Source organism: Acinetobacter sp. TY2 (assembly GCF_046269225.1).
In the GTDB taxonomy this organism is placed as follows: domain Bacteria; phylum Pseudomonadota; class Gammaproteobacteria; order Pseudomonadales; family Moraxellaceae; genus Acinetobacter.
Map to the genome: position 1 here is coordinate 54141 of NZ_JBJZOR010000001.1, position 24437 is coordinate 78577.

Sequence of the window (24437 nt, forward strand, 5' to 3'; positions counted from 1 at the left end):
CCATCATCGAGTATTGTCGTTTATTTCGACAGTCTAGCAGTTTTTTATATATGTAAAAGTGCATATTTATGGAAATAAATATCTTATTTAAATATATGGTTGAAATTTTTGAGTGAACTCCCAATTAAATAGCGTAAGGGATGTGGAGGAATAAAATGCAGCATACAGAGAGTTGTAACAACTGATTGAAGATTTCAGCAATGCCTTATTTTTTTAATGCTTTCATCGTATAATGCCCCAAATTATTGTTCACTGAATATTCACGTTTAGGTGAATGTTGCTTTTTTTATAGAGGAGTCCTACGTGGCCCAGTATATTTACACGATGAACCGTGTGTCGAAAATGGTTCCGCCTAAGCGCGAAATCTTAAAAGACATCTCTTTATCATTCTTTCCAGGTGCGAAAATTGGTGTACTTGGTTTAAACGGTGCAGGTAAATCTACCTTACTCCGTATTATGGCTGGCGTAGACAAAGATTTCTCTGGTGAAGCACGTGCTCAACCGGGCATCAAAATTGGCTACCTTGAGCAAGAACCACCTTTAGACGACACTAAAGACGTTCGTGGTAACGTGGAAGATGGTTTACGCGAACCATTAGATGCTTTGGCACGTTTGGATGAAGTTTTCGCAGAATATGCTTCTGAAGATGCTGACTTTGACAAACTTGCAAAAGAGCAAGAAAAGTTAGAAGCAATTATCCATGCTTGGGATGCACATAATCTTGGCAACCAAATGGATCAAGCGGCTGCAGCCTTGAACCTTCCAGCTTGGGATGCAGATGTATCGTTGCTTTCAGGTGGTGAACGCCGCCGTGTAGCATTATGTCGTTTATTGTTATCTAAACCTGACATGTTACTTCTTGACGAACCGACGAACCATTTAGATGCTTCATCTGTTGCTTGGTTAGAACGTTTCTTGAAAGATTTTGCAGGCACAATCGTTGCAATTACGCATGACCGTTATTTCTTAGACAACGTTGCTGAATGGATTCTTGAGCTTGACCGTGGCATGGGTATTCCATATCAAGGGAACTATTCTTCTTGGTTAGAGCAGAAAAATGCCCGCTTAGAACAAGAGAACAAACAAGAAGAATCTTTTGCTAAAGCATTGAAAAAAGAACTTGAATGGGTTCGTTCAAATGCGAAAGGTCAGCAAAAGAAAAACAAAGCGCGTATGGAGCGTTTTGAAGAACTTAACTCACGTGAGTTCCAACAACGTAATGAAACCTCTGAAATCTACATTCCACCTGGCCCACGTCTAGGCAACAAGGTTGTAGAAGTTCAAGGCATCAGTAAATCATTTGATGGCCGTACGTTGTATAAAGATTTGACCTTCACAGTACCACCAACAGCGATTGTCGGTATTGTAGGTGAGAACGGTGCAGGTAAAACTACCTTATTCCGTATGATGACAGGCGAGCTACAACCAGATACAGGTACGGTAGTACTTGGTGAATCGGTTAAAGTTGCGTATGTGGGTCAGATTCGTGACACATTGGATAATGATAAAACTGTTTGGGAAGAAGTTTCTGGAGGTTTAGACATCTTAAAGATTGGCGAATATGAAATTGCATCTCGTGCATATATCGGTCGCTTTAACTTTAAAGGTCAAGATCAGCAAAAACGCGTAGGTCAATTGTCAGGTGGTGAGCGTAACCGTTTACAACTTGCGAAAATCCTACAATTGGGTGCAAACGTGATCTTACTCGATGAACCATCGAATGACTTGGACATCGAAACTTTACGTGCACTTGAGGATGCAATTTTAGTATTCCCAGGTACTGTAATGGTGATCTCGCATGACCGTTGGTTCCTAGACCGTATTGCAACGCATATATTGTCATTTGAAGGCCAAACACCAGAATTCTTCGACGGTAACTATACTGAGTTCGAAGAATACCGTCGTAAACGCGATGGTGATGATCTTGTAGCTAAGCGTCAAAAATATCGTAAAATTGGTGGTTAATCCCTAATTTTAAAAACAAAAAACCAGCTTTCGGGCTGGTTTTTTTATAGCTGATTGAAAAATATAACTTTAGTCATTAATTCTCTGGTTAAGAGGTAATAGCGATGCGTAATAAAGTGTTTTTAGCTTCTAAATGCCCTTGATCAGCTGCAAGTACAAGCCATTGTTGCGCTTTTTGTGGATTGCTTTGAAGTCCTAACTGCCCTGTTAAATAGCATTGCCCAAGTTTAAACTGCGCAGAGCTATAGCCCTCGGATGCTGAATGTAAGAAATACCACATTGCATTGCGTTCATTCAAATTATAAAAAGGATCTATAGTATCTCGGGCTTGATACATGGCTCTAAACTCAAAGCGCCGTGCTTTTAAATAGTCTAGGTAAGCATCAGACTGAGAAGAGTGTTCAGACGAATATTGATGAATAAAGGATGAAAGAAACTTTATTTTCATTTGAATAATGGTTCTGAAAAAGTTCATAGTTCTGTATTCCTTTCAGAAGTGTGATACTTGTCATATTGTTTTTGTATTAACTTATTCATTTAAAGCAAGATATCGAATAAAAAATAAGCTGTCAATCAAATAAAACCTGTCTATAGACAGGTTTTAAAATAAATAAATTCAATATGTTTAGAATAGGATGGGGTTATGAAAATACTAGACTATTGTAGGCTTTCTCTAGCTCATGTTTTGCAGCAATGTGTCCTTGATGAGCAGCTTGATCAAGCCATTTTTCCGCATGCGAAAAACTACGGTCTAGTCCAAGTTCACCATTTAAATAGCTTCGACCTATTTGATATTGAGCTTCTTGATCGCCACGAAGTGCTTCTCGTAAGTAAAACCACATCGTATTACGGGTTGCTTGATCCGTGTGTTCCTCAATTGAATGCGAAAGTGGAGCATATAATTCCTCTTTGGCATCATGCTTCAAACGTCTTAAAAGATGTGTCAACATATAAACCTCCTTGTTAATCCGTTAACAAAGTAAAAGTGAGGACTAATCTAAAAACTGATTAGATATAACTAATTTAGCGTGTTTTTAAAAGTTTGCAAATCATTAAATGTAACGTGTCAATATTATTTTGTATGTTTTTTGAATATGTAAGTTTATTTTAATATTGTTGTGATCAGCATCATAAAAATGGCAGTGTAATTTTATAACAAGACATCTTTTGTTATATTAGCAAGATGTAATTTTTGGGTCGATATGTGAAGCGTTCTGGTATTTTGATGACCGTCTTATTAAGTTTGTTCATGTTTCAAAGTTTATGGAATGTGGCGGCAGCTTTTTGTGGTCATGAAAGTACAATCTCTTCAAATCAGCTTGTTTCTACGCATTTTGGTCACCATGTTGCTTTACATTGTAGGCAAGATCAACAACAACATGCCATTGAATCTAGCGAATATAATCATTCTTTAGTACAAGTTGATCATTTACAACAAAGTGATTTTTTGAACCATTTAAGTGACGATCATAGTGATCATTTACCTTCATTTGCACATTTCATTGTTAAAGATGTTCAAAAACAATCTGAGCAACCAAAATTTATAATACATCCTGAATCTGCATTTATGGATTGGCATAATTTGTATCAGTCGCCACATTTAATTCTACCTAATCCTCCGCCCGTATCATCCCCGCTATAAGGTGGGGTAGCCGAAAAAGAGCCCACCACTAAACATTCATTTTAGTGGGGCATCAACATGTCTAACAGAAAACCCAATGCAACGGGTTCATTATCATCATTGAAGCGCAAGAGTGCTTTATATGCTGGAATTATTCTTGCCTTAATGTCAGCCACGACTTGGGCTGAAACACCAAATTCAACACTGAATTTAGCACAAGCCATCAGCAAAGCTGAGCAGTATCAGCAGACTCAAGAGCTGTGGGAAACTCAGCAACATATTGCAACTGCAAATATAAAACAGTCAAAACTGTGGATAAATCCTGAGTTATCCATAACGCAAACAGGTTTCGATTCAGATCAAGACAGAGAGCTAGAAATTGGTATTTCTCAGCGCTTAGATGTATTTGGTGAGCGGAAATCGGCTCAGAAATTAGCATATATCGCCCAAGATCAAATGTCATTGAAGCAAAAAATATATTGGGCTCAACTTGAGCTGGCGGTTAAATATTTATGGTCGCAATTAGCGATTTTTGAATTGGAGAAAAATATTATTCGTGAACAGTTGAATGTCAGCGAAGATAATTTTAATGCCATTCAAAAGCGTTATCAGGCAGGAAGTGTGGCACAGGTCGATGTAGATCGTGCCAAACTTAGCCATGCAGAAAATGTACGACTTTATCGCCAAGCAGATTTGCAAGTACAAGTTGCAACTCAACAATTGTCCAATGTTTGGGGTGAGTCAGATAAAAATATTCGGATCGGTTTGAGCCCACAGGCTTTGTGGCCATCATCTACGCATAAGCAAGTTCAGCAATATTTGTCTGAAAATCTGATGGAAAAATTTCGTCAGTTACAGGTGCTCGAATCAAAAGCAACAGTAGATCAGTTGAAAGCTTCTGCACGCCCGAATCCAACTGTAAATGTAGGGGTAAATAGAGCAAAATCCTTTGAAACCTCGACAGAAAATGCATTTGTGGTTGGGGTTTCTATTCCTCTGAATATTTTTAATCGTCAGCAGTATGGTGTAGAAATTGCACAAGCTAAACAGGATTTATTGGCAAAACAGCAGGAATTTTATCTGAAACAAAATGCCTTGCAAGTGGGAACTTTATTGACGGAATTGCAAGGTTTGGAGGTGCAATTCAATGCGGTGGATCAATCTCAAATTCCTTTAGCGACACAAGTACAGCGTAAAACATTGATGGGATTTAGTGCAGGAAAATTCGCTGTGACTGATGTGCAACAGGCGACTTTGCAGTTACAGGATGTGCGTTTGCGTAAGGTGCAATTGCTTAAAGATGGTTGGCAACGTGCAATTGAGGCAGAAAGTCTGAGTTTAGGAATTGAGCCAAGTCAGGTGATGGCAAAAGATGCAATTGCTCAGCTCAATCAAAGTTTATGGCAGGACACACAGGCATTACCTGTTGTGGGTGGGGGAAATTAATCATGTTGAATCAAAAAGATAAAATGAATATTCAAAATCAGAATCAACAAGGAAAAGTTTCCCAAAAGCTATTAATTGGAATTGCTTTAGTGGTTACAGCATTGCTTGCGTTTGGATTGTTTATTGTTGGAAAAAATAAATCTGCTGAAACCGATGAGCATGGGCATGGTGAGTCGGAAGCTCATGCAGAAGAAGGACATGCGCATAAAGAAGGTGATGGGGAACAGGTGCATAAAGAGAGCGAGCATGCACATGAGGAAGGCGAACAAGGAGAAGGTCACGGCGAAGCCATTAGTTTAACGGCTCAGCAAATGGCTGAACAAGGTGTACAGCTTGCTAAAGTAGAATTAGGTGCAGTCACAAAATCAGCTTCTTATCCTGCAAAATTAATGGTCAATACGGATCGTCAAGCGCATGTGTCACCTGCATTTAGTGGTCATGTGCAATCAGTCAGTGTGGAGCTTGGTCAGCAGGTAAAAAAAGGTCAGGCTTTGGCAACATTGCTCGTACCTGATTTGGTTGATCAGCAGTCTAATTTACAAATTGCACAGTCTAATCTGCAATTGGCGAAGCAAGATTATGAACGTGAGCGTCAATTGTGGTCACAGGGAATTTCTGCGAAACAAGATTATCAACGTGCTTATAACGCTTATCAACAAGCACAAATTCAGGTGCAAGCGATTAAATCACGCCTTTCTGCTTTTGGTGCATCTTTAGGTTCAAATGGACGTTATGTATTGACTGCACCCATTTCAGGTGTGATCAGTAAAAAAGATTTAGTGATTGGTGAAAATGTTCAGTTGGCAGATCAGCTCTTTATTATTGATCAACTCGATCAGTTATGGCTTGAATTTATTGCGCCAAGTGCTGAATTTTCAGCGATTGCTCCCAATCAGCAAATTGAATTTAAATCTTTGCAAACAGGCAATATTTTCAAAGCTCAAATTCAAAGTTTAAACAGTGAAGCAGATGCTCAAACAGGTCGTTTACAGATTCGTGCCAAAGTTTTATCCAATGCCTCTGAACTGCGTCCAAATTTGATGGTGAATGTTCAATTACAACAAAATGGCTCAACTCAGGCACTGCGTGTGTTGAAAAGTGCGGTACAGAAAATTGAAGGTAAAGATGCAGTTTTCGTGGCGCATGAACACGACAAAAAAATTGAATTTACCCCGCAGGCTGTTGTTTTGGGACAAATCTCAGGTGATGGTCAATGGATTGAAATTGAGTCAGGGTTAACGCAAGGTCTGCAATATGCAGGGCAGGGCAGTTTCTTGCTGAAATCTGAATTGGAAAAAGGAGAAGCGAGTCATGAGCATTAATGATTCTTCTGATTCTAAATTAGATATAGATATGGCTTCAGCATTGCCAAAACCTGACGGATTGTTCGATCGGTTGATTCAATTTTCCATTAAAAACGCGATTTGGGTGATGCTGTTTATTATCGCTTGGATTGGTGTGGGTATCTATGGTTATCAGAAATTACCGATTGATGCTGTGCCTGACATTACCAATACGCAGGTGCAAATTAACACGCAAGCCACAGGCTTTACGTCGCTTGAAGTTGAACAACGCATCACCTACCCGATTGAAAATGCGATGGCAGGTTTACCAAAACTTGAGCAGACCCGATCTATTTCTCGTTATGGTTTATCACAAGTCACCATTATTTTTAAAGATGGTACGGATATTTACTGGGCAAGACAGCAGATTAATCAGCGTTTGCAAGAAGCGCAAGCCGAGTTGCCCGAAAGTATTGCACCAACTATGTCACCTGTATCGACAGGTTTAGGTGAGATTTATCAATGGGTGATTAAAGCAGAGCCGAATGCGAAAAAGCCTGATGGCACACCTTATACAGCGATGGATTTACGTGAAATTCAGGACTGGATTGTACGTCCGCAGTTACAACGTGTCGCAGGTGTTGCAGAGGTTAACTCTATTGGTGGTTTTAATAAAACCTATGTGGTAACGCCCGATTTAAATCGCTTGCAACAGTTACAAATTCCATTGTCAGATCTACAAATTGCACTTATGGAAAATAATGAAAACCGTGGTGCAGGCTTTATTGAAACCAATGGTCAGCAGTTGACGGTTCGTGTACCAGGTACATTAAACAGTATTGAAGATATTCAAAATGTAAATGTAAGTAATAAAAATGGCTATCCAATTCGGGTGGCAGATGTAGCTACTGTGTCCATTGGTCATGATTTGCGTACAGGTGGTGCAACCTATAACGGTGAAGAAACTGTACTTGGCATTGCCATGATGATGATGGGCGAGAATAGCCGAACAGTTGCCAAGGCAGTCGATGCCAAAGTGAAAGAAGTCCAGCAATCTTTGCCCAAAGGCATTGTGATAGAAACCGTGTATGACCGTACAGATCTGGTTGAACGCGCGATTACTACTGTGCAGAAAAACCTTGTAGAAGGGGCGATTCTGGTTATTGTGATTTTGTTTTTATTCCTTGGTAATTTCCGTGCTGCTTTAATTGTAGCCTGCGTGATTCCGTTATCAATGTTATTTACATTGGCAGGAATGGCGGAGCAAAGAATTAGTGCTAACTTGATGAGCTTAGGTGCGCTCGACTTCGGCATCATTGTCGATGGTGCAGTGGTGATTGTGGAAAACTGCATCCGCAGGCTTGCAGAAGCACAGCATGCCAAAGGGCGCTTGCTTAATCGTTCTGAGCGTTTTAAAGAAGTTTTTCTAGCCGCTAAGCAAGCACGTCGTCCGCTTATTTTTGGTCAATTGATCATTCTTGTCGTCTATCTACCAATTTTTGCATTGTCAGGTGTAGAAGCTAAACTCTTCCATCCAATGGCAATGACTGTGGTCTTGGCTTTGGTGGGGGCAATTATTCTATCGGTGACTTTTGTCCCTGCAGCAGTAGCTTTATTTGTTAATGGTGAAGTTAAAGAAACTGAAAGTCGTTGGATGCTGTGGCTAAAGCAAAAATATGAAGCGCTTTTGAATTGGGCTTATGAATTTAAAATGTTCGTAGTCACGATTGCGCTGTGTATTTTGTGTTTAACAGGCATGCTAGCGACACAAATTGGTAGTGAGTTTGCCCCGCAACTCAGTGAAGGTGATTTTGCAGTACAGCAAATGCGCTCACCAAGTACAGGCTTAGAGCAGTCTTTACGTATGCAGGAAAATACTGAAAAGCTGTTGTTGAAAGAATTTCCTGAAATTAAAGCGATCTTTGCTCGTACAGGTACAGCAGAAGTCGCAACCGATGTAATGCCACCGAATATTTCCGATGCAGTATTGTTACTGAAACCACGTGATCAATGGAAAAATCCAAAGGAAACTTTGGATGAATTGCGTCAACGTATGATTGCATTTTTGGCGACTTTACCTGGCAATAACAGCGAATTTTCTCAACCGATTGAACTACGTTTTAATGAGTTAATCTCAGGTGTACGCAGTGATGTAGGTGTGAAAATTTTTGGTGATGACATGGAGGTGCTAAATCAGCAAGCCAATTTAATTGCACAGAAAATAAAAAGTATTTCAGGTGCCACGGCAGTCAATGTGGAACAAACTTCGGGTTTACCATTGCTGAATATTGAAGTGAATAAAGCTGCAACTGCCCAATACGGTTTGTCGGTAAAAGCCGTTCAGGACTTGGTTGCAACGAGTGTAGGTGGTCAAAATGTCGGGCAGATTTTACAAGGCGATCGACGTTTTGATTTTGTCATTCGTTTAGATGATGCACAGCGCACACCTGAACATTTAGCAACATTGCCGATACAAATTCCGAATGGTGGTTTGATTCAACTGCAAGATGTGGCAAAAGTTGAGAATATTCTGGGCATCAATCAGGTCAGTCGAGAAGATGGTAAACGCCGTGTGATTGTGACTGTCAATGTTGAAGGACGGGATTTAGGTTCTTTTGTGAAGGAACTGCAAAGCACACTCTCTAAACAAGAAATGCCATCAGGCTATTGGTTGGATTATGGTGGGCAATTTGAAAACCTAACATCTGCCAAAGCTCGAATGCAGTTGGTTGTTCCGTTGGCGCTGATCACCATTTTTATTCTACTGATGGCAGTTTTTCACAATGTGAAAGAAAGTTTGCTTGTATTCACAGGTGTACCTTTTGCGCTGTGCGGTGGACTTGTTGCGTTGTGGTTGCGTGATATTCCATTGTCGATGTCGGCTGGTATTGGTTTTATTGCACTGTCTGGTGTCGCTGTGTTAAATGGCTTGGTGATGCTTACGTTTATTAAAGAATTGCGTCAGCAATTCGATGTTGTGCAGGCAACATGGCAGGGTGCAATTCTGCGCTTACGTCCTGTATTGATGACAGCTTGTGTCGCATCGCTTGGTTTTATTCCAATGGCATTGGCGACAGGAACGGGTGCAGAAGTGCAGCGTCCACTTGCAACTGTGGTTATTGGCGGAATTGTATCATCCACTTTACTGACCTTGCTCATTTTACCTGTAATTTACCGTTGGATGAATGAGTGGAAAGAGAAAGTTGATATTCTTAAATCCTAAACATTAAAAACGTGTATTCAAAATAAGAACCTCGCTTTTTCCTATGAAAGAGCGAGGTTTAAACAAAGAATTTTTCTTTATTTCGTTGCAGGTTGAACACCTAAGCTAATAATGGTGTAGTACTGATTGGTTGGTTTAGCTGTTTTATTGAATTTCTCACTGACTTCAACAAGATACTGACCTGCATGTGGGAAATTTAAAGTCGCTAGGCCATTTGTATCAACAGTAACGTGTGTTGCATCATCCTCTTCTTGTCCCTGCGCTCGTACAACAAGCTCGGGATTTTTTAGTGCTTGACCAGATTTTTTAATTGTTATTTGAATGGGTTGTTGTGCGTTAATGTTATTTGGATGGGTTTTGAACTCAACTTGAATAGGTGCATCAATTGTACTTTGTAGAGGTGATATTTCTTCTTTAGAAACATAGCTCTGAATTGACCATTCACGTGTGATTTCTATAGGAGTAGGTGATTTTTTGAAGTCAGAAGGAATAATGTAATCACGCTCTTTAATATCTTTTGCTTTATCTGCGGGCATATCAAAAAAGGTTTTCCATTCTTTATTGTGCTGTACGTATTTTAAAGGGAAAGATACTTTACTTGAAATTTGATACGTACCTTTTTGCGGGAGCGGTAAATCAATCAAACTTACAGATTTTAAATCGCTTTCAGATGGAATGCTGATTTTGCTTTGATCAGGTTGAATGATATTAAATGTAGGTTGTTTTAATGCATATTCTGGTTGAAGTGCTTGCTCAGCATAGGCACTAATCACAGGAATTTGAGTATTTGACGTGATATAGCTTAGAGGAGCAACATAAGGTTCATGTGCATATGTTAATGTTGTTGCTAAGCTGGAAAATAAAGTAGAAAGGATATATTTTTTCATCGGTTTTGAATCCTAATGTAAGGTTATAGTTTAAAGCGTTGGTCTTAAAATGGATGAAGTATATATGAGAATTTTATTATTTGATAATAATTATCATTAGTATCTGTGGTTGAGTTAATCATTAGCCCATCAGATCAAAGCAATAAAAAGAGGTGAAAAATGGGTAATCATGCAGGTCATGATCATAGTCATGCTATTGTAACAGAAGGAAATGCAAAAAAATTAACCTTTGCTTTAGTGTTAACGACGACCTTCTTAGTCATTGAAGTGATTGCGGGTTTTATGACACAAAGTTTAGCATTGTTGTCCGATGCAGCACATATGTTTACTGATGCTGCGGCTTTGGCGATTGCTTTGGTTGCGATTAAAATTGGTAAATTGCCTGCCGATGATAAGCGCACTTTTGGTTACCAGCGTTTTGAAATTTTAGCGGCATTGTTTAATGCCATGATGCTCTTTGTTGTTGCGATTTATATTCTGTATGAAGCGTATCAGCGTTTTAGTCATCCACCTGAAATTCAAAGTCTTGGTATGATGATTGTTGCGGTAATTGGTTTGATTATTAACCTAATTTCTATGAAAATTTTATTTTCAAGTTCGCAAGAAAGCCTGAATGTAAAAGGGGCTTATCTTGAAGTATTGAGTGATGCAGTTGGTTCTGTTGGCGTTATTATCGGTGCTACAGTTATTTATTTCACGGGTTGGATGTGGGTCGATACTGTTATTGCAGTATTGATTGGTTTTTGGGTTTTACCAAGAACTTGGGTTTTGTTAAAACAAAGTATCAATATTTTGTTAGAGGGTGTACCTGAAGAAATTGATATTGAGAAATTGCGTAATGATTTATTGGCTTTAAAAGGTGTGGAGAGTATTCATCAACTGAAAGTTTGGGCAATTACTTCAAAAAATGTACATTTGACGGTACATTTATTGGCACCACAAGTAGATCGCAACCAGTTGTATCAAGATGCAATGGAAATACTCAGTCATCAACATGGGATTACTGAAATGACTTTACAGATTGAAGACGATGAGTGTGCCCCACATTTACATAGTGAACAGTCAGTGAATGACGATCATGAGTCACATGAACATTCAAATTCTGTAAAACAGCATCAACATTGATGCTGTTTTCTATTTATAAGATTAAGGGTTAAACTTTCCATTGATGATTGCAATCACGGCATTTCCACTCTTTATTGGCTTGCATGAAAGATTGCATTGAAATTTTAAAATCAGGAAGATCACGCCAAAATAAAATTCCGGCAATGGCTGAGGCAATAAAAATAACCACAGTTGCAATTTGGAGTGTTTGACCTGCACCATTACCAAAAATCATCATAAAAATGCTAATAACAACTAAAAGTAATAAAATGAAAATTAATGGGATAAGGAATACCAAGCTTTTCGGCACGACAGGGCGTACTGCAGGTTCATTGGCACTTGCAACTGGAAGAATTTTTCGGCTCTGGCATTTAGGGCATTGGTATTGCATGAGGACTCCACAGATTTAATCTGAGTGTTATTTTAATCGGAATATTGGCGAATGTAAAAAGCGTGCTGATTTTATAGGTATAAATAAAGATATCGTGAAAAATAGGCAATAAAAAACCCAAGTCATAATGCTTGGGTTTTTTACGAAGATAACTTCAAACAAAGCCATCTTAAATATGGCGTCCCTACGGGGATTCGAACCCCGGTTACCGCCGTGAAAGGGCGATGTCCTAGGCCTCTAGACGATAGGGACAATCGAGGCAACAGCAGTAAAATTTACATTAACAATGTCATCGTAGGATCTTACCAACTAAGTTTTTAACCTAGTCTCTGTATGGGCGCTATATTAGGGGCATAGCGCCTATACGTCAACATTAAATTCAATTAAGTGTTATCAACTGCATCATTTTTCGGCAGTTTTAAGCTTTCATTGAGTTTTTCCCATACTTTTGTTTCTTTTTTACTCGGGCCACCAACAATTTCAAGCGCATGGCGTAAACGAGCAAAGGTCAAATCAGGTCCAATCGTCACCATTGACTGCATAACAGGGGTCGAGGATGTTGAACCTGCAATGGCAATAAAGAATGTCGGCATGAAATCACGTAGTTTAATTTCCATTTGTGTTGCCAAATCCATTAAAGTTTGGCTTACAGTGTCATTGTTCCATGTAAACATGCTTTCTAGACGCCAAATAGCAAACTGTAAACTTTGACGAACTTGTTCTTCTGACAATTTTTTACTTTCAAATTGTTCTTTAGATAAAGTTGGGAATTGATTGAAGTAGAAACCTGCCCAATTCACAGCTTCAGACAATAAGTTAATACGCGGTTGAATTGCAGCTGCTATATCTTCAAGTAATTTACGATCTGCTTTCCAAGTCAATAACGTATCGAGTAATTGACCTGGTGTTAAACCTTTAATCCATTGACCATTGAGCCAATTGAGTTTTTCAACATCAAAGATTGGACCACCAAGTGATACACGTTTAATGTCGAAGTGTTCAACCATTTCTGCAAGGCTGAATTTTTCACGTTCATCAGGCATTGACCAACCCATACGACCCAAATAATTCAATAATGCTTCAGGAAGTACACCAATATCTTTGTAGTAGTTGATGGATGTCGGATTTTTACGTTTAGATAATTTTGATTTATCAGGATTACGCAACAAAGGCATATGGCACAGTGTTGGCATGTCCCAACCAAAATATTGGTAAAGTAATTGATGTTTTGGTGCAGATGGAATCCATTCTTCACCACGAATTACATGAGTAATTTCCATTAAGTGGTCATCAACCACGTTCGCTAAATGATAAGTCGGCAAGCCATCTGTTTTTAACAGCACTTGCATATCCACTTGTGTCCATGGAATTTCAATTTCACCACGAAGCATGTCTGGAAAGCGACAAATACCTTCAGTTGGAATTTTCATTCGAATCACATGCGCTTCACCTGCTGCAAGGCGAGTTTGTACTTCTTCAGCAGATAAGTTTAATGCACGACCGTCATAACGAGGTGATTCACCACGTGCTTGTTGATCTGCGCGCATTTGATCTAATTCTTCAGCCGTTTCAAAGGCATAAAAGGCATGACCTTTTTCAACCAACTCAAGTGCATATTGCTTATAAATACCCATACGTTCAGATTGACGATAAGGTGCATGAGGTCCGCCAATATCTGGACCTTCAGACCAATTTAGACCTAACCAACGTAATGAGTCTAAAATCATTTTTTCAGATTCAGGAGTGGAGCGAACTTGGTCAGTATCTTCAATACGTAAAATAAATTCACCGCCATGTTGTTTAGCAAAACATAAGTTAAACAAGGCGATATAAGCTGTACCTACATGGGGGAAACCTGTAGGAGAGGGAGCAATACGAGTACGAACGGTCATGGTAAGCTATTATTCAAACTATAAATTGATACTATTATAACGAAAAAGCCCAATCGCTTAAGGGCTAATTCACCAATAAACGATTGAGCAAGTTAATTCTCTTTGGGGAAGTGAATTTAGTCAGTAGTCTTAAATGACTACAATTACTATTTTAAGAGTTATGCGGTTGGAAAAATGCTTGCACAAAACGTGAAAAACGTTGGTGTTGTTCAGCAAAAAAATTCTGTGTAGGTGCGGACTTAAGTGAAGTTAGTACTTTTAATTCATCTGTTTCAGTGATTAATTTTTGTTCGCTACGCTTTTGTTGCTTTTGTTGCAGTAAAGCTTTTTCAATAGGAGATTGACGTTCAATCACCACGCTTGATGTAATTGCTCTATGTGTATCTTTAATGGCAGCGCTATGCCCCATTTGTGCAGTAAATCCTAAAAAAAGCCCGAGTATTGCTATTTTGTGTAATTGAGTTTTCATATCCAATCATCCCCTATTGGTTGGTATTTTCTTATAATCTGGATGGATATCAAGATTATATACTAACTATAATACATTTGATAACAAAAAATATAAATTAGTTCACATTTTTTACGAAAAGTAATAAAAATAGCTATCCATTTTTACGTTTCTCACCACGCTGTTTTAACAAATAACTGTGTAGACAGCATGAAGAGCTAATTTCGTTTGTGATCTATTTATGGAATATTCTTAATGAAAGTTATTCTCATTTATTTCTGAGTGAATTTCAAGCGATTAAATATGACAAAATGTGATTTATTATAAAAATATACATATAACCGAAGGATTGTAGAAACGAGATGATAAAAATATAGTGGTTAAAAATGATACCAATAGTAGATGCGCAATGAAAAAATTAGTATTAAACAGTCTCGTCACACTTGTTAGCTTTGGGGGAGTATTTGGTAGTACAGCAAGTTATGCTGCCAAAGAGTTTCTGAATGTTTCCTATGATCCAACCCGTGAATTTTATCAGGAATATAATGAAAATTTTGGTAAGTTTTGGAAGACCAAGACAGGACAAGATATTGATTTTAAACAATCACATGGTGGCTCAGGAAAGCAAGCGCGTTCTGTGGTTGATGGTTTACAAGCAGATGTAGTGACTCTTGCACTTGCTAATGATATTGATGAAATTGTCAATGCGGGCTTAATTCAAAAAGGTTGGGAAAAAGAGTTTCCAAACAACTCAGCACCTTATACATCGACTATTGTATTCTTAGTACGAAAAGGTAACCCCAAAGGCATTAAAGATTGGAGTGATTTGGTTAAACCAGGTGTTGAAATCATTACCCCAAATCCGAAAACAGGTGGTGCACCACGTTGGATTTACTTGTCAGCATGGGGTTATGCATTAAAACAACCAGGTGGTAATGATGCGAAGGCTCGTGAATTGGTGAAAAAGCTGTATAAAAATGTCAAAGTGTTAGATTCAGGTGCGCGAGGGTCTCTCACGACTTTTGCTGAGCGTGGCATTGGCGATGTTTTACTGTCTTGGGAAAATGAAGCATTATTGGCAACATCAGGACCTGATAAAGATAAATATCAGATTATTTATCCCTCTATTTCAATTTTAGCTGAACCATCGGTGGCAATTGTCGATAAAAATGTCGATAAAGATGGGAATCGTAATCTTGCTAAAGGCTATTTAAACTATTTGTATTCACCTGTTGGGCAGGATTTGGCAGCAAAATATAATTTCCGTCCACGTAATGCTCAGGCTGCAGCAAAATATGCAGGAAAATTTCCAAAGATCAAACTTTTTACCATCAATGATGTATTTGGTGGTTGGGCAAAAGCGCAAAAAACACATTTTGTAAATGGAGCGATTTATGATCAAATTTCAGCAGAGAAATGATCTGTAGATTATTCTTTTAAAAAATAATCGTAAAATTGTGCATGAAAGTAAAGTGGAAAGAAACGAATTGAATCATATTCGTTTCTTTCATAATAAAAGCAGAAATTGGTATATATGCATTCTAAAAGTTAAATATGTATTTTTTTAAATTAAAAACAATAGATTAAAAAAATTGAGAATAAATCAGCATATGCTATCTACGAAAAGCTGAATTGCGATTTATATGAATTTTTCATATATTTACTAGTAACTTAGATTATTTTTAGATATGTCATGAAAAGCCTATTAAAAACCGTATTGAGTGCAACATTATTGCTCTCAGGTGTTGTTGCAACGACAACGTCTGTACAGGCTGCCGACCGTGAATTTCTTAATGTCTCTTATGATGCGACACGCGAGTTCTATGATGAATTTAACACATCATTTGGTGCATATTGGTTAAAACATACAGGTAAAACCGTACATTTTAAACAGTCGCATGGCGGTTCGGGTAAGCAAGCACGTTCAGTTGTTGATGGTTTGAAAGGTGATGTGGTGACACTCGCACTTGCGAATGACATTAATGAAATTGTGAAATCGGGTCAGATCAATCCAGGTTGGGAAAAAGAGTTCCCATCAAACTCCGCACCTTATACTTCGACCATTGTATTTATGGTACGTAAAGGTAATCCGAAAGGTATTAAGGATTGGACAGATTTAACTAAGCCTGGTGTGCAAATTATTACGCCAAACCCAAAAACAGGTGGCTTACCGCGTTGGATTTATTTATCTGCATGGGGCTATGCACTGAAACAACCGGGTGGTAATGATATTAAGGCACGTGAATTCGTATCGAAAATGTATCACAACGTGAAAGTAATGGATCCTGCTGCTCGTGCCTCAATGACGACCTTTGCTGAGCGTGGTATAGGTGATGTTTTACTGACTTGGGAGAATGAAGCCATGATCAGTAAAAAAACCTTGGGTGATAAGTTTGATATCGTTTATCCATCAATGTCTATATTGACTGAGCCATCGGTGGCAATTGTTGATAAAACTGTTGAGAAGAATGGTAATAAATGGTTGGCGACAGGCTATATTAACTATTTATACTCACCACTCGGTCAAGATATGGCAGCACGTCATTTCTATCGTCCACGGAATCCACAAATTTTAGCGAAGTATTCAAAGCAATTCCCTGCATTGAAAACATTTACCATTGATGAAGTATTTGGTGGCTGGGCGAAAGCACAGCAAACACACTTTGTGAATGGCGGTATGTTTGATCAAATTTATAACTCAAAGCGTTAATTTAAATGATAAAAGTCTTCTGAATGACAGGAGACTTTTTTCTAGGTGGTGTATTTGATGTTTTTAGGTATTTCATTGTAAAAAAATTGTATTTAAAAAGACAATTGTAAAAAAATTGTAATCAATTTTAAATGAACATCTTGAAGTTGAGTTAAAAGGGCAGAATAACCGTGATAAAACGGATTTCCCTATTAAAATTAATATTTCTGTACAAAAAGTCGTTTGGAGCTTTAATAAAACAAGGTAATAATGTGCAGTTACTTTTTTGATTATGCTGAAACCCCGCTTATGTCTCATATTTCCGTATTACTCCATGAAACTGTTGATGCACTGTTAGCAGATCGCAATACCGGAATTTATATTGACGGGACATTTGGACGAGGTGGGCATACACGCTTATTGTTGTCTAAACTTGATACAAATGCGCAAGTTTATGCATTTGATAAAGACCCGCAAGCTCTTGAAGTTGCTTATCAACTTGAAAAAGAAGATCCTCGTTTTAAAATTATTCATGCAAGTTTTGCCGACCTACAACAGGAAATGAATCAAATTGGTTTGTTTGAAGTCGATGGCATTATGGCGGACTTGGGCGTGTCATCTCCTCAGCTTGATCAGGCTGAACGTGGTTTCAGCTTTATGCGTAATGGTCCTTTGGACATGCGTATGGACAATTCACAAGGTCCAACTGCAGCGGATTGGTTGGTGAGTGTAGATGAAGAGCATCTTGCCAATATTATTTATCAATATGGTGAAGAGCGTTATAGTCGTCGTATTGCTAAAGCGATTAAAAATGCAGGCTATATTACAACGACAGCGGAACTTGCTGAAATTGTAAAAGTTGCGCATCCGAAATGGGAAAAAAATAAACACGCAGCAACACGGACATTCCAAGCGATTCGTATTGAAATTAATAAAGAACTTGATGATGTACATGCCTTTTTACCTCAGGCAACAGATTTGCTAAAATCGGGTGGTCGTTTGGCAGTGATTAGTTTCCATTCTTTAGAAGATCGAATTATTAAACAATTTATTCAAAAAGAATCAACACTTGCCGAAGATGATGGTTGGGGTTTACCACAAAAAATTAAAGATACCCGTAAACTGAAAAAAATTGACCGTATCCGTGCGAGTGAAGCTGAAGTGAAGGAAAATCCTCGTTCACGTAGCGCATGGTTAAGAGTAGCTGAACGCTTAGAGCAAAAAGGCACAGAATGAAAGAACAGGTGATTGAAGAAAAATCAGCAAATATTGCTATTAAAAAAATCGTGGTATATGCCATTTTGCTGCTTATTGTGATGGGTAGTGCTTTTATGGTGGTGTTGCAAGTATTTGAATATCGACATGATTTTCGTGAATTAAATACCTATATGCGTGAACGTGAAGATATTAATGCAGAATGGGGGCGCTTGCTGATTGAACAGCAAACCTTTGGTGCAACGGCACAAATCGGCACACGTGCTGTCACACAATTACGTATGTATTCACCACCAGCGGGACAAACCGTTGTAATTTCATTACCTGCTGAAACAGATCAGAAGAAATAAGGCTCGCTGTATGGTAACTAAGCAGACGAAACAGACTCAACTTACGCGTAAAAAGAAGTCTATTTCCGAAAAAAATACAATCACCCTAGATATGTGGCGTTTTTATCTTTTATGGGGCGTAGTATTGGTGTGTTTTTTTGCACTGGTTGGTCGGGCGTTTTATGTACAAGTCATTAATAAAGACTTTTTACAAAATAAAGCCAATGCTAATATTTTGAGATCAGAAAAGCTCAGAGCAATGCGTGGAGTCATTAGTGATCGTCATGGTGTACCTTTAGCAATTAGTACACCAATCATGAAAGTTGTGATTGATCCAAAAGAATATTTTGAAACAAAAGCTGAATTTGATCGCATCACTAAAGAGCTTGAAAAACAGCCGAATAGCCGTAAATTAAAGCGCGCTTTACCCGATAAAAATTTAAATTTAGATGAGCTTGCGGATGTAGTGGGTATCGATCGTGCAGCTTTAAAGAAAAATTTGAATGATCGCCCTCGTTCACGCTATTTGGTACTGAAAAAAGAAGTGCCACCACCACAGTCTGATTTGATTGTGAAGCGTGAATTTGCAGGAGTATATGCTGAAAAAACCTATAAACGCTATTATCCACAGCCACAGCCAAATGCGCAGATTATTGGTTTGACCAATAGTGAGGGGCTTGGAATTGAAGGCTTGGAAATGCAGCTCAATACTCGCTTAGCAGGTGAAGATGGTGAGCAAAAAATTTCCCGTGATAAACATGGTAACCGTGTAAAAACGCCTGAAGTGGTGAAAGAAGTCACTGCGGGTGAAAATATTACGCTCAGTATTGATTCACGTTTGCAATATATTATGTATCGTGAATTGACGGCGGTTGGTGTTGCAAATAATGCACGTTCTGCCTCTGCGATTGCTGTAGATGTGAAAACGGGCGAAATTTTGGCGATGAGCAGTTGGCCATCGTACAATCCAAATGATAAAAATGGTCTAAAAAATAAAGATGCTATGCGTAACCGTGGGGCAATTGATATGTTTGAGCCAGGCTCAACTATGAAACCTTTTACTATTGCTGCAGGTCTAGAAAGTGGTAAATACACGCCAAATAGTGTGATTAGTACAAGTCCGGGTTCAATGCGTATTGGTAACCATACCATTCGTGATACGCATAACTATGGTTCGTTGACAGTTACAGGTGTCATTATTAAATCATCGAATGTCGGTTCAGCGAAAATCGCATTATCGATGCCATATTCAACTTTACCAACGTTCTTTAAACGTGTCGGCTTTGGTCAGCGCTCTGCGGTGAAATTTCCAGGTGAAAGTGGTGGTTTAATTCTGCCATCGAATAAATGGAATGTATCTGAAGTAGGTGCAATGGCATATGGTTACGGGATCAATGCCACAACCTTACAGCTTGCACAAGGTTATGCAATGTTGGCGAACCATGGTGTGCGTCATCCACTAAGTTTATATAAGTTGGAAAGTGAGCCGAAGGGCGAACAAATTATTGATAAAAAAATTGCCGATGATGTTTTGCTGATGCTTGAGCAGGTGACGATGCCAGGTGGTACAGCAAAACAAGCGAACATTCCTGGCTATCGTGTCGGTGGTAAAACGGGGACGGCACATAAATTGCGCCCTGACCATCGTGGTTATTCAAATACCGAGTATCGTGCATTATTTGCAGGCGTTGCCCCGATTAGCGATCCACGTTTAGCGATTATTATTGTGGTGGAAAATCCTCGTGGGCAATATTATGGCGGCTTGGTTGCTGCTCCTGTGTTTGCACGTATCATGCAGGAATCTCTGCGTTTAATGAATGTTCCTTTAGATAAACCGCTTGAAACAGCGAAAGCCCAATAGGTAAAAATGATGATTTGTTTTCAGGATATTTTTGATACCGAAAATAAGTATGCTTGGATGGCAGAGCCTTTTCACGGTTTTAGTTTAGACAGTCGTGCTGTACAGTCAGGGCAAATTTTTATTGCTCTGACCAGTTATACGCAGCCTGAAAAAACGATTCAGTTTGCTCAATCCGCTTTGCAAAATGGTGCATTGGCAGTGATTAGTGAAACAGATTTATATCTTGAATCTACTTTGATTTGTCCCGATGTACGTCATTTGATGGGACAATGGCAAAAACAATATTTGCAAGCGACTGATGCTGTAACGCTAAGTCGTATTTTAGCCATTACAGGAACCAATGGTAAAACGACCATTTCTCGTTTAGTTGCTGAATTGATTATGTTGCAAGGCAAAAAATGTGCCGTGATGGGAACAACAGGGAATGGTATTTTACCGAACCTTGAAGCATCGTCACATACCACATTGGATGCACTACATTTACAAGATATGTTGCATGATTTTGCCAAACAAGGTGCCGAATTTACGTCACTTGAAGCAAGTTCACATGGCTTAGAGCAAGGTCGTCTGAATGGCTGTGATATTGAAATTGCAGCGTATAGTAATTTAAGCCGTGATCATTTGGATTATCACGGTACGCTTGAAGCTTATGCTGAAGCGAAGTCACGTTTATTTAAATTTTCATCACTGAAAGTTGCTGTGATTAATATTGATGATGAACATTCTCATATCATGTTAGATGCGGCAAGTAGCAATTTATCGCATCCTAAAGTGTTGACCTATTCAACATCACGTACTGCGGATTATCAAGTTTTTGGTATTCAGTACAGTTTAGAGGGCGCGACATTCCACTTAAAAACGATAACTCAAGAATTTACCGTTCGTAGCCCATTATTAGGGCATTTCAATATTGAAAATCTTGTTGCTGCATTGATTGTTGCAGAGCAAGCAGGTTTTGATTTGGCAAGTTTAATTGCTGATGTGCCGAAGCTCAAAGGTGCACCGGGTCGCATGCAGGTGATTCGTGATGAAGATCGTTTATTTGTGGTCGATTATGCGCACACACCCGATGCACTTACACAAGTTTTAAAAACTCTAAAACGTCACGTAGAAAATCAATTGTGGGCGGTGTTTGGCTGTGGTGGTGATCGTGATCGTGGTAAACGCCCACTGATGACTAGGGCTGCTTTAGAACAAGCTAATCCGATCATCATTACTTCGGATAATCCACGAACAGAAGATCCGACACAAATTTTTGCAGATATGAAACAAGATATTAATTTTAGTCAGCATGACGTTCATGAAATACATGATCGCCGTGAAGCCATTAAATATGCCGTTAAGCATGCAAATAGCGGTGATATCGTGGTGATTGCAGGCAAAGGGCATGAAAACTATCAAGAAATTGATGGTGTACGCCATTGGTTTGATGATGTGGTAGAAGTGCAATCAGCCATTGATGCGCAACATCATAATTCAAATTCAGCATATCCAGCTCAGTAGGAATAAGAGATGCATACCTCGACCACGAGTACTGTGCCTTTGGAGCCATGGTCAGCAGAGCAACTTGCTGAAGCAACTAAAGGTTATTGGTATTTAGATAAAGCACCACAAGGTGAAGTTAAACGTATTTTGACCGATTCACGTCATGCAGAATTGGGAGATGCATTTTTAGCGCTTAAAGGTGAGCGTTTTGATGCGCATGATTTTATTGTACAAGTGGCTACCAATGGTTGCCAAGTTGCGATTGTGAGTCATCCAGTTGATGCTGATATTTGCCAATTGGTCGTCAAAGATACACGCTTGGCATTGGGGTATTTGGGTGCATATCGTCGTGCCAAAAACTCACAACTGAAAGTAATTGCGCTGACAGGCAGTAGTGGTAAAACCACAACCAAAGAGATGTTGGGTAGTATTATATCTCGCTTAGCACCGACTTTAATTACGCGTGGTAACTTGAACAATGATTTAGGTGTGCCGATGATGCTCCTTGAGCTACGTGCCGAGCATCAATATGCGGTCATGGAGTTGGGTGCAAGTCACCAAGGTGAAATTGATTACACTTCAAATTTAGTTCAACCGCATGTCGCAGGTATTCTTAATATTGGGACGGCACATTTGGGTGAGTTTGGTGGTCGTGATGGCATTTGTCGTGCAAAATCTGAAATTTATGCACATATTGTGCCTACAGGAACTTCAATTATTCCTGCACATGACGACTTTACCGATACGATTCGCCAAGTGATAAAAACTGAGAAAGTACTCAGTTTTGGTCAAGGTGGTGATATTTTTGCAACAGATCTTCAGCTACATACTCAGTCTGCAACATTTACCATGAATACACCTGAAGGCTCTAAAAAAGTTCATTTACCCTTTGCAGGTGAGCATAATGTTCAAAATGCGGAAGCAGCGACTGCTTTTGCTTTAGCGATTGGTATTTCACTTGATGATATTGTTACTGGGCTTGAACAAGCACAAGGCGCGAAAGGGCGTTTGAACTTTATTCAGCAAGACAAATATTTATTTATTGATGATACTTATAATGCCAATCCGACTTCTATGCGCGCTGCTGCTGAAGTGCTTTCACAGCAAAACGGTATAAATGTCATGGTGATGGGTGATATTGGAGAGCTTGGAGATACGGCGGCACAACAACACTATATGTTGGGACGTGACCTAGTTTCTGTTCAAGGTGTCAATTTTGTAGTTGTTGTGGGTGAATTTTCTCCTGCTGCACAAGAAGGTGCACGTAGTACACAATACGGTAAAAAAATGCAGGCTTTTCTGACGCAAGAACAGGCTTTACCTTTCTTGGTAAGTTTGGTTGAAACCCATCAACCACAGTCAATGAGTTTCCTCTTTAAAGGTTCTCGTTATACGCATATGGAAACATTGATGACTGCTTTAATGGAGAAACTCTAAAATGTTGTTATGGTTGTTTGAACATCTGGCAGGCTTTGATAGTACGTTTCAGGTGGTTCGATATTTGTCATTGCGCGCTTTATTAAGTGTATTGACCTCTCTTGCCATTGGCTTGGCGCTTGGTCCATATATGATTCGTAAGCTGCAAGCATTGAAATATGGACAAGCGGTCAGTTCATTTGCACCTGAAAATCATGCAAAGAAAATGGGTACGCCAACGATGGGCGGGATTCTCATACTCTTGTCGATTGGCATCAGTACATTGCTTTGGGCAGATTTATCTAATCCTTATGTGTGGATTGTGCTCGCTGTAATGATCATCTTCGGTGCAGTAGGTTGGGCAGATGATTGGATTAAAGTTCGTTATAAAGATAATGCAGGGTTACCTGCAAAGAAAAAGTTTTTTTGGACTTCAGTTGGTTCATTGGGTGCAGGTATTGCGCTATATGTGATTGCGACACAGCAAGCGAATCCTGTTCATACTGCAAATATGCTTGATTTATTGATTCCATTTTTTAAGAACCTCAGCATTCCGTTATCAGCAGTACCTTTGGGAATAGGCTTTATCTTATTCACATATTTAGTGATTAATGGTGGCTCAAATGCAGTGAACTTAACTGATGGTCTGGATGGTTTGGCGATTATGCCAATTGTCTTAGTGGCAGCAGGTTTAGGTGTATTTGCGTATTTGGCAGGTGATATTCGCTTTGCTAATTATTTGCATATTCCTTATGTGAAATATACCTCTGAGCTTGTAATTATCTGTGCGGCAATGATTGGTTCTGGTTTGGCATTCTTATGGTATAACGCCCATCCTGCACAAATTTTTATGGGTGATGTCGGTGCATTATCTTTAGGTGCGATGCTCGGTACAATTGCGGTTATGGTGCGTCAAGAAATTGTATTTGCTATTATGGGTGGTGTATTTGTGGTGGAGGCAATTTCAGTTTTCCTACAAATTGGCTCACTACGCATGCGTAATAAACGTGTTTTCCTCATGGCACCGTTGCATCATCACTATGAGAAGAAAGGCTGGCGTGAAACGCAAGTGGTTATCCGTTTTTGGATTATTACAATTATGCTAGTAGTTTTAGGCTTAATGACCTTAAAATTACGCTAAGCAAAACTTTAATGAAAAGTCGGCTCAAGCCGGCTTTTTTA

20 protein-coding genes and 1 tRNA gene are annotated in these 24437 nt (G+C 39.1%); 14 read left to right on the forward strand and 7 right to left on the reverse strand.

The genetic code is table 11. The features are described from left to right. Positions 1-303 precede the first annotated feature (303 nt). The gene (ettA, locus tag ACK1JC_RS00315) at positions 304-1965 is read left to right on the forward strand and encodes an energy-dependent translational throttle protein EttA (RefSeq protein ID WP_409509862.1); all 1662 of its coding nucleotides are present in this window, start codon (positions 304-306) and stop codon (positions 1963-1965) included. 88 nt (positions 1966-2053) lie between these two features. Here ettA and ACK1JC_RS00320 read toward each other — a convergent pair whose 3' ends face one another. Next, positions 2054-2440, reverse strand: coding sequence for a tetratricopeptide repeat protein (locus tag ACK1JC_RS00320; protein ID WP_409509863.1), 387 nt, complete (start codon positions 2438-2440; stop codon positions 2054-2056). Between the two features lie 166 nt (positions 2441-2606). Then, positions 2607-2915 (reverse strand): hypothetical protein, encoded by a 309-nt coding sequence (locus tag ACK1JC_RS00325; RefSeq protein WP_409509864.1) that lies wholly within the window; start codon positions 2913-2915, stop codon positions 2607-2609. Between the two features lie 254 nt (positions 2916-3169). On the opposite strand from ACK1JC_RS00325, the gene ACK1JC_RS00330 reads away from it, so the two are divergent. Genes ACK1JC_RS00330 through ACK1JC_RS00345 form a run of 4 tightly spaced genes read left to right on the forward strand, consistent with a single transcriptional unit; the run spans position 3170 to position 9538 of the window. After that, a complete protein-coding gene (locus ACK1JC_RS00330) occupies positions 3170-3607 on the forward strand; it encodes a cation efflux protein, CzcI-like (RefSeq protein ID WP_409509865.1) in 438 nt (145 codons plus the stop codon). A 57-nt stretch (positions 3608-3664) separates the two neighbouring features. Further along, positions 3665-5032, forward strand: coding sequence for a TolC family protein (locus ACK1JC_RS00335; RefSeq protein ID WP_409509866.1), 1368 nt, complete (start codon positions 3665-3667; stop codon positions 5030-5032). 2 nt (positions 5033-5034) lie between these two features. Beyond that, entirely contained in the window at positions 5035-6354 is a 1320-nt protein-coding gene (locus tag ACK1JC_RS00340) for an efflux RND transporter periplasmic adaptor subunit (RefSeq protein ID WP_409509867.1), read from the forward strand. 31 nt (positions 6355-6385) lie between these two features. Continuing rightward, on the forward strand, positions 6386-9538 hold the full coding sequence (locus tag ACK1JC_RS00345) for an efflux RND transporter permease subunit (RefSeq protein WP_409510009.1): 3153 nt from the start codon (positions 6386-6388) through the stop codon (positions 9536-9538). A 77-nt stretch (positions 9539-9615) separates the two neighbouring features. Here ACK1JC_RS00345 and ACK1JC_RS00350 read toward each other — a convergent pair whose 3' ends face one another. Continuing rightward, positions 9616-10425, reverse strand: a complete 810-nt coding sequence (locus ACK1JC_RS00350) for a DUF4198 domain-containing protein (RefSeq protein ID WP_409509868.1) — start codon at positions 10423-10425, stop codon at positions 9616-9618. Positions 10426-10584: 159 nt separating this feature from the next. On the opposite strand from ACK1JC_RS00350, the gene ACK1JC_RS00355 reads away from it, so the two are divergent. Then, positions 10585-11550: a cation diffusion facilitator family transporter gene (locus ACK1JC_RS00355; RefSeq protein WP_409509869.1), complete on the forward strand. Its 966-nt coding sequence runs from the start codon at positions 10585-10587 to the stop codon at positions 11548-11550. 28 nt (positions 11551-11578) lie between these two features. On the opposite strand, the gene ACK1JC_RS00360 is transcribed toward ACK1JC_RS00355, so the two are convergent. The 4 genes from ACK1JC_RS00360 to ACK1JC_RS00375 all read right to left on the reverse strand — a co-directional run bounded on the left by ACK1JC_RS00360 (position 11579) and on the right by ACK1JC_RS00375 (position 14281). Continuing rightward, positions 11579-11920, reverse strand: a complete 342-nt coding sequence (locus ACK1JC_RS00360) for a hypothetical protein (RefSeq protein ID WP_409509870.1) — start codon at positions 11918-11920, stop codon at positions 11579-11581. A gap of 176 nt (positions 11921-12096) precedes the next feature. Beyond that, positions 12097-12172 (reverse strand) — tRNA-Glu (locus ACK1JC_RS00365). A gap of 131 nt (positions 12173-12303) precedes the next feature. Then, the gene (gene gltX, locus ACK1JC_RS00370; RefSeq protein WP_409509871.1) at positions 12304-13812 is read right to left on the reverse strand and encodes a glutamate--tRNA ligase; all 1509 of its coding nucleotides are present in this window, start codon (positions 13810-13812) and stop codon (positions 12304-12306) included. 151 nt (positions 13813-13963) lie between these two features. Next, positions 13964-14281 carry a DUF4179 domain-containing protein gene (locus ACK1JC_RS00375; protein ID WP_409509872.1) on the reverse strand — a complete coding sequence of 106 codons (318 nt, stop codon included), beginning with the start codon at positions 14279-14281 and terminating at the stop codon, positions 13964-13966. 388 nt (positions 14282-14669) lie between these two features. On the opposite strand from ACK1JC_RS00375, the gene ACK1JC_RS00380 reads away from it, so the two are divergent. The 8 genes from ACK1JC_RS00380 to mraY all read left to right on the forward strand — a co-directional run bounded on the left by ACK1JC_RS00380 (position 14670) and on the right by mraY (position 24396). Then, positions 14670-15680 (forward strand): sulfate ABC transporter substrate-binding protein, encoded by a 1011-nt coding sequence (locus ACK1JC_RS00380; RefSeq protein ID WP_409509873.1) that lies wholly within the window; start codon positions 14670-14672, stop codon positions 15678-15680. Between the two features lie 273 nt (positions 15681-15953). After that, a complete protein-coding gene (locus tag ACK1JC_RS00385) occupies positions 15954-16970 on the forward strand; it encodes a sulfate ABC transporter substrate-binding protein (protein WP_409509874.1) in 1017 nt (338 codons plus the stop codon). 288 nt (positions 16971-17258) lie between these two features. Then, positions 17259-18185 (forward strand): 16S rRNA (cytosine(1402)-N(4))-methyltransferase RsmH, encoded by a 927-nt coding sequence (gene rsmH / locus ACK1JC_RS00390; RefSeq protein ID WP_409509875.1) that lies wholly within the window; start codon positions 17259-17261, stop codon positions 18183-18185. Beyond that, positions 18182-18514 (forward strand): cell division protein FtsL, encoded by a 333-nt coding sequence (gene ftsL, locus ACK1JC_RS00395; protein WP_409509876.1) that lies wholly within the window; start codon positions 18182-18184, stop codon positions 18512-18514. The genes rsmH and ftsL overlap by 4 nt, the downstream gene beginning before the upstream one ends. 10 nt (positions 18515-18524) lie before the next feature. After that, entirely contained in the window at positions 18525-20354 is a 1830-nt protein-coding gene (gene ftsI / locus ACK1JC_RS00400) for a penicillin-binding protein PBP3 (RefSeq protein WP_409509877.1), read from the forward strand. Between the two features lie 6 nt (positions 20355-20360). Then, positions 20361-21857: a UDP-N-acetylmuramoyl-L-alanyl-D-glutamate--2,6-diaminopimelate ligase gene (locus ACK1JC_RS00405; protein WP_409509878.1), complete on the forward strand. Its 1497-nt coding sequence runs from the start codon at positions 20361-20363 to the stop codon at positions 21855-21857. Positions 21858-21866: 9 nt separating this feature from the next. Then, the gene (gene murF, locus ACK1JC_RS00410) at positions 21867-23276 is read left to right on the forward strand and encodes a UDP-N-acetylmuramoyl-tripeptide--D-alanyl-D-alanine ligase (protein ID WP_409509879.1); all 1410 of its coding nucleotides are present in this window, start codon (positions 21867-21869) and stop codon (positions 23274-23276) included. Position 23277: 1 nt separating this feature from the next. Continuing rightward, positions 23278-24396 carry a phospho-N-acetylmuramoyl-pentapeptide-transferase gene (mraY, locus tag ACK1JC_RS00415; RefSeq protein WP_409509880.1) on the forward strand — a complete coding sequence of 373 codons (1119 nt, stop codon included), beginning with the start codon at positions 23278-23280 and terminating at the stop codon, positions 24394-24396. Positions 24397-24437: the final 41 nt, after the last annotated feature.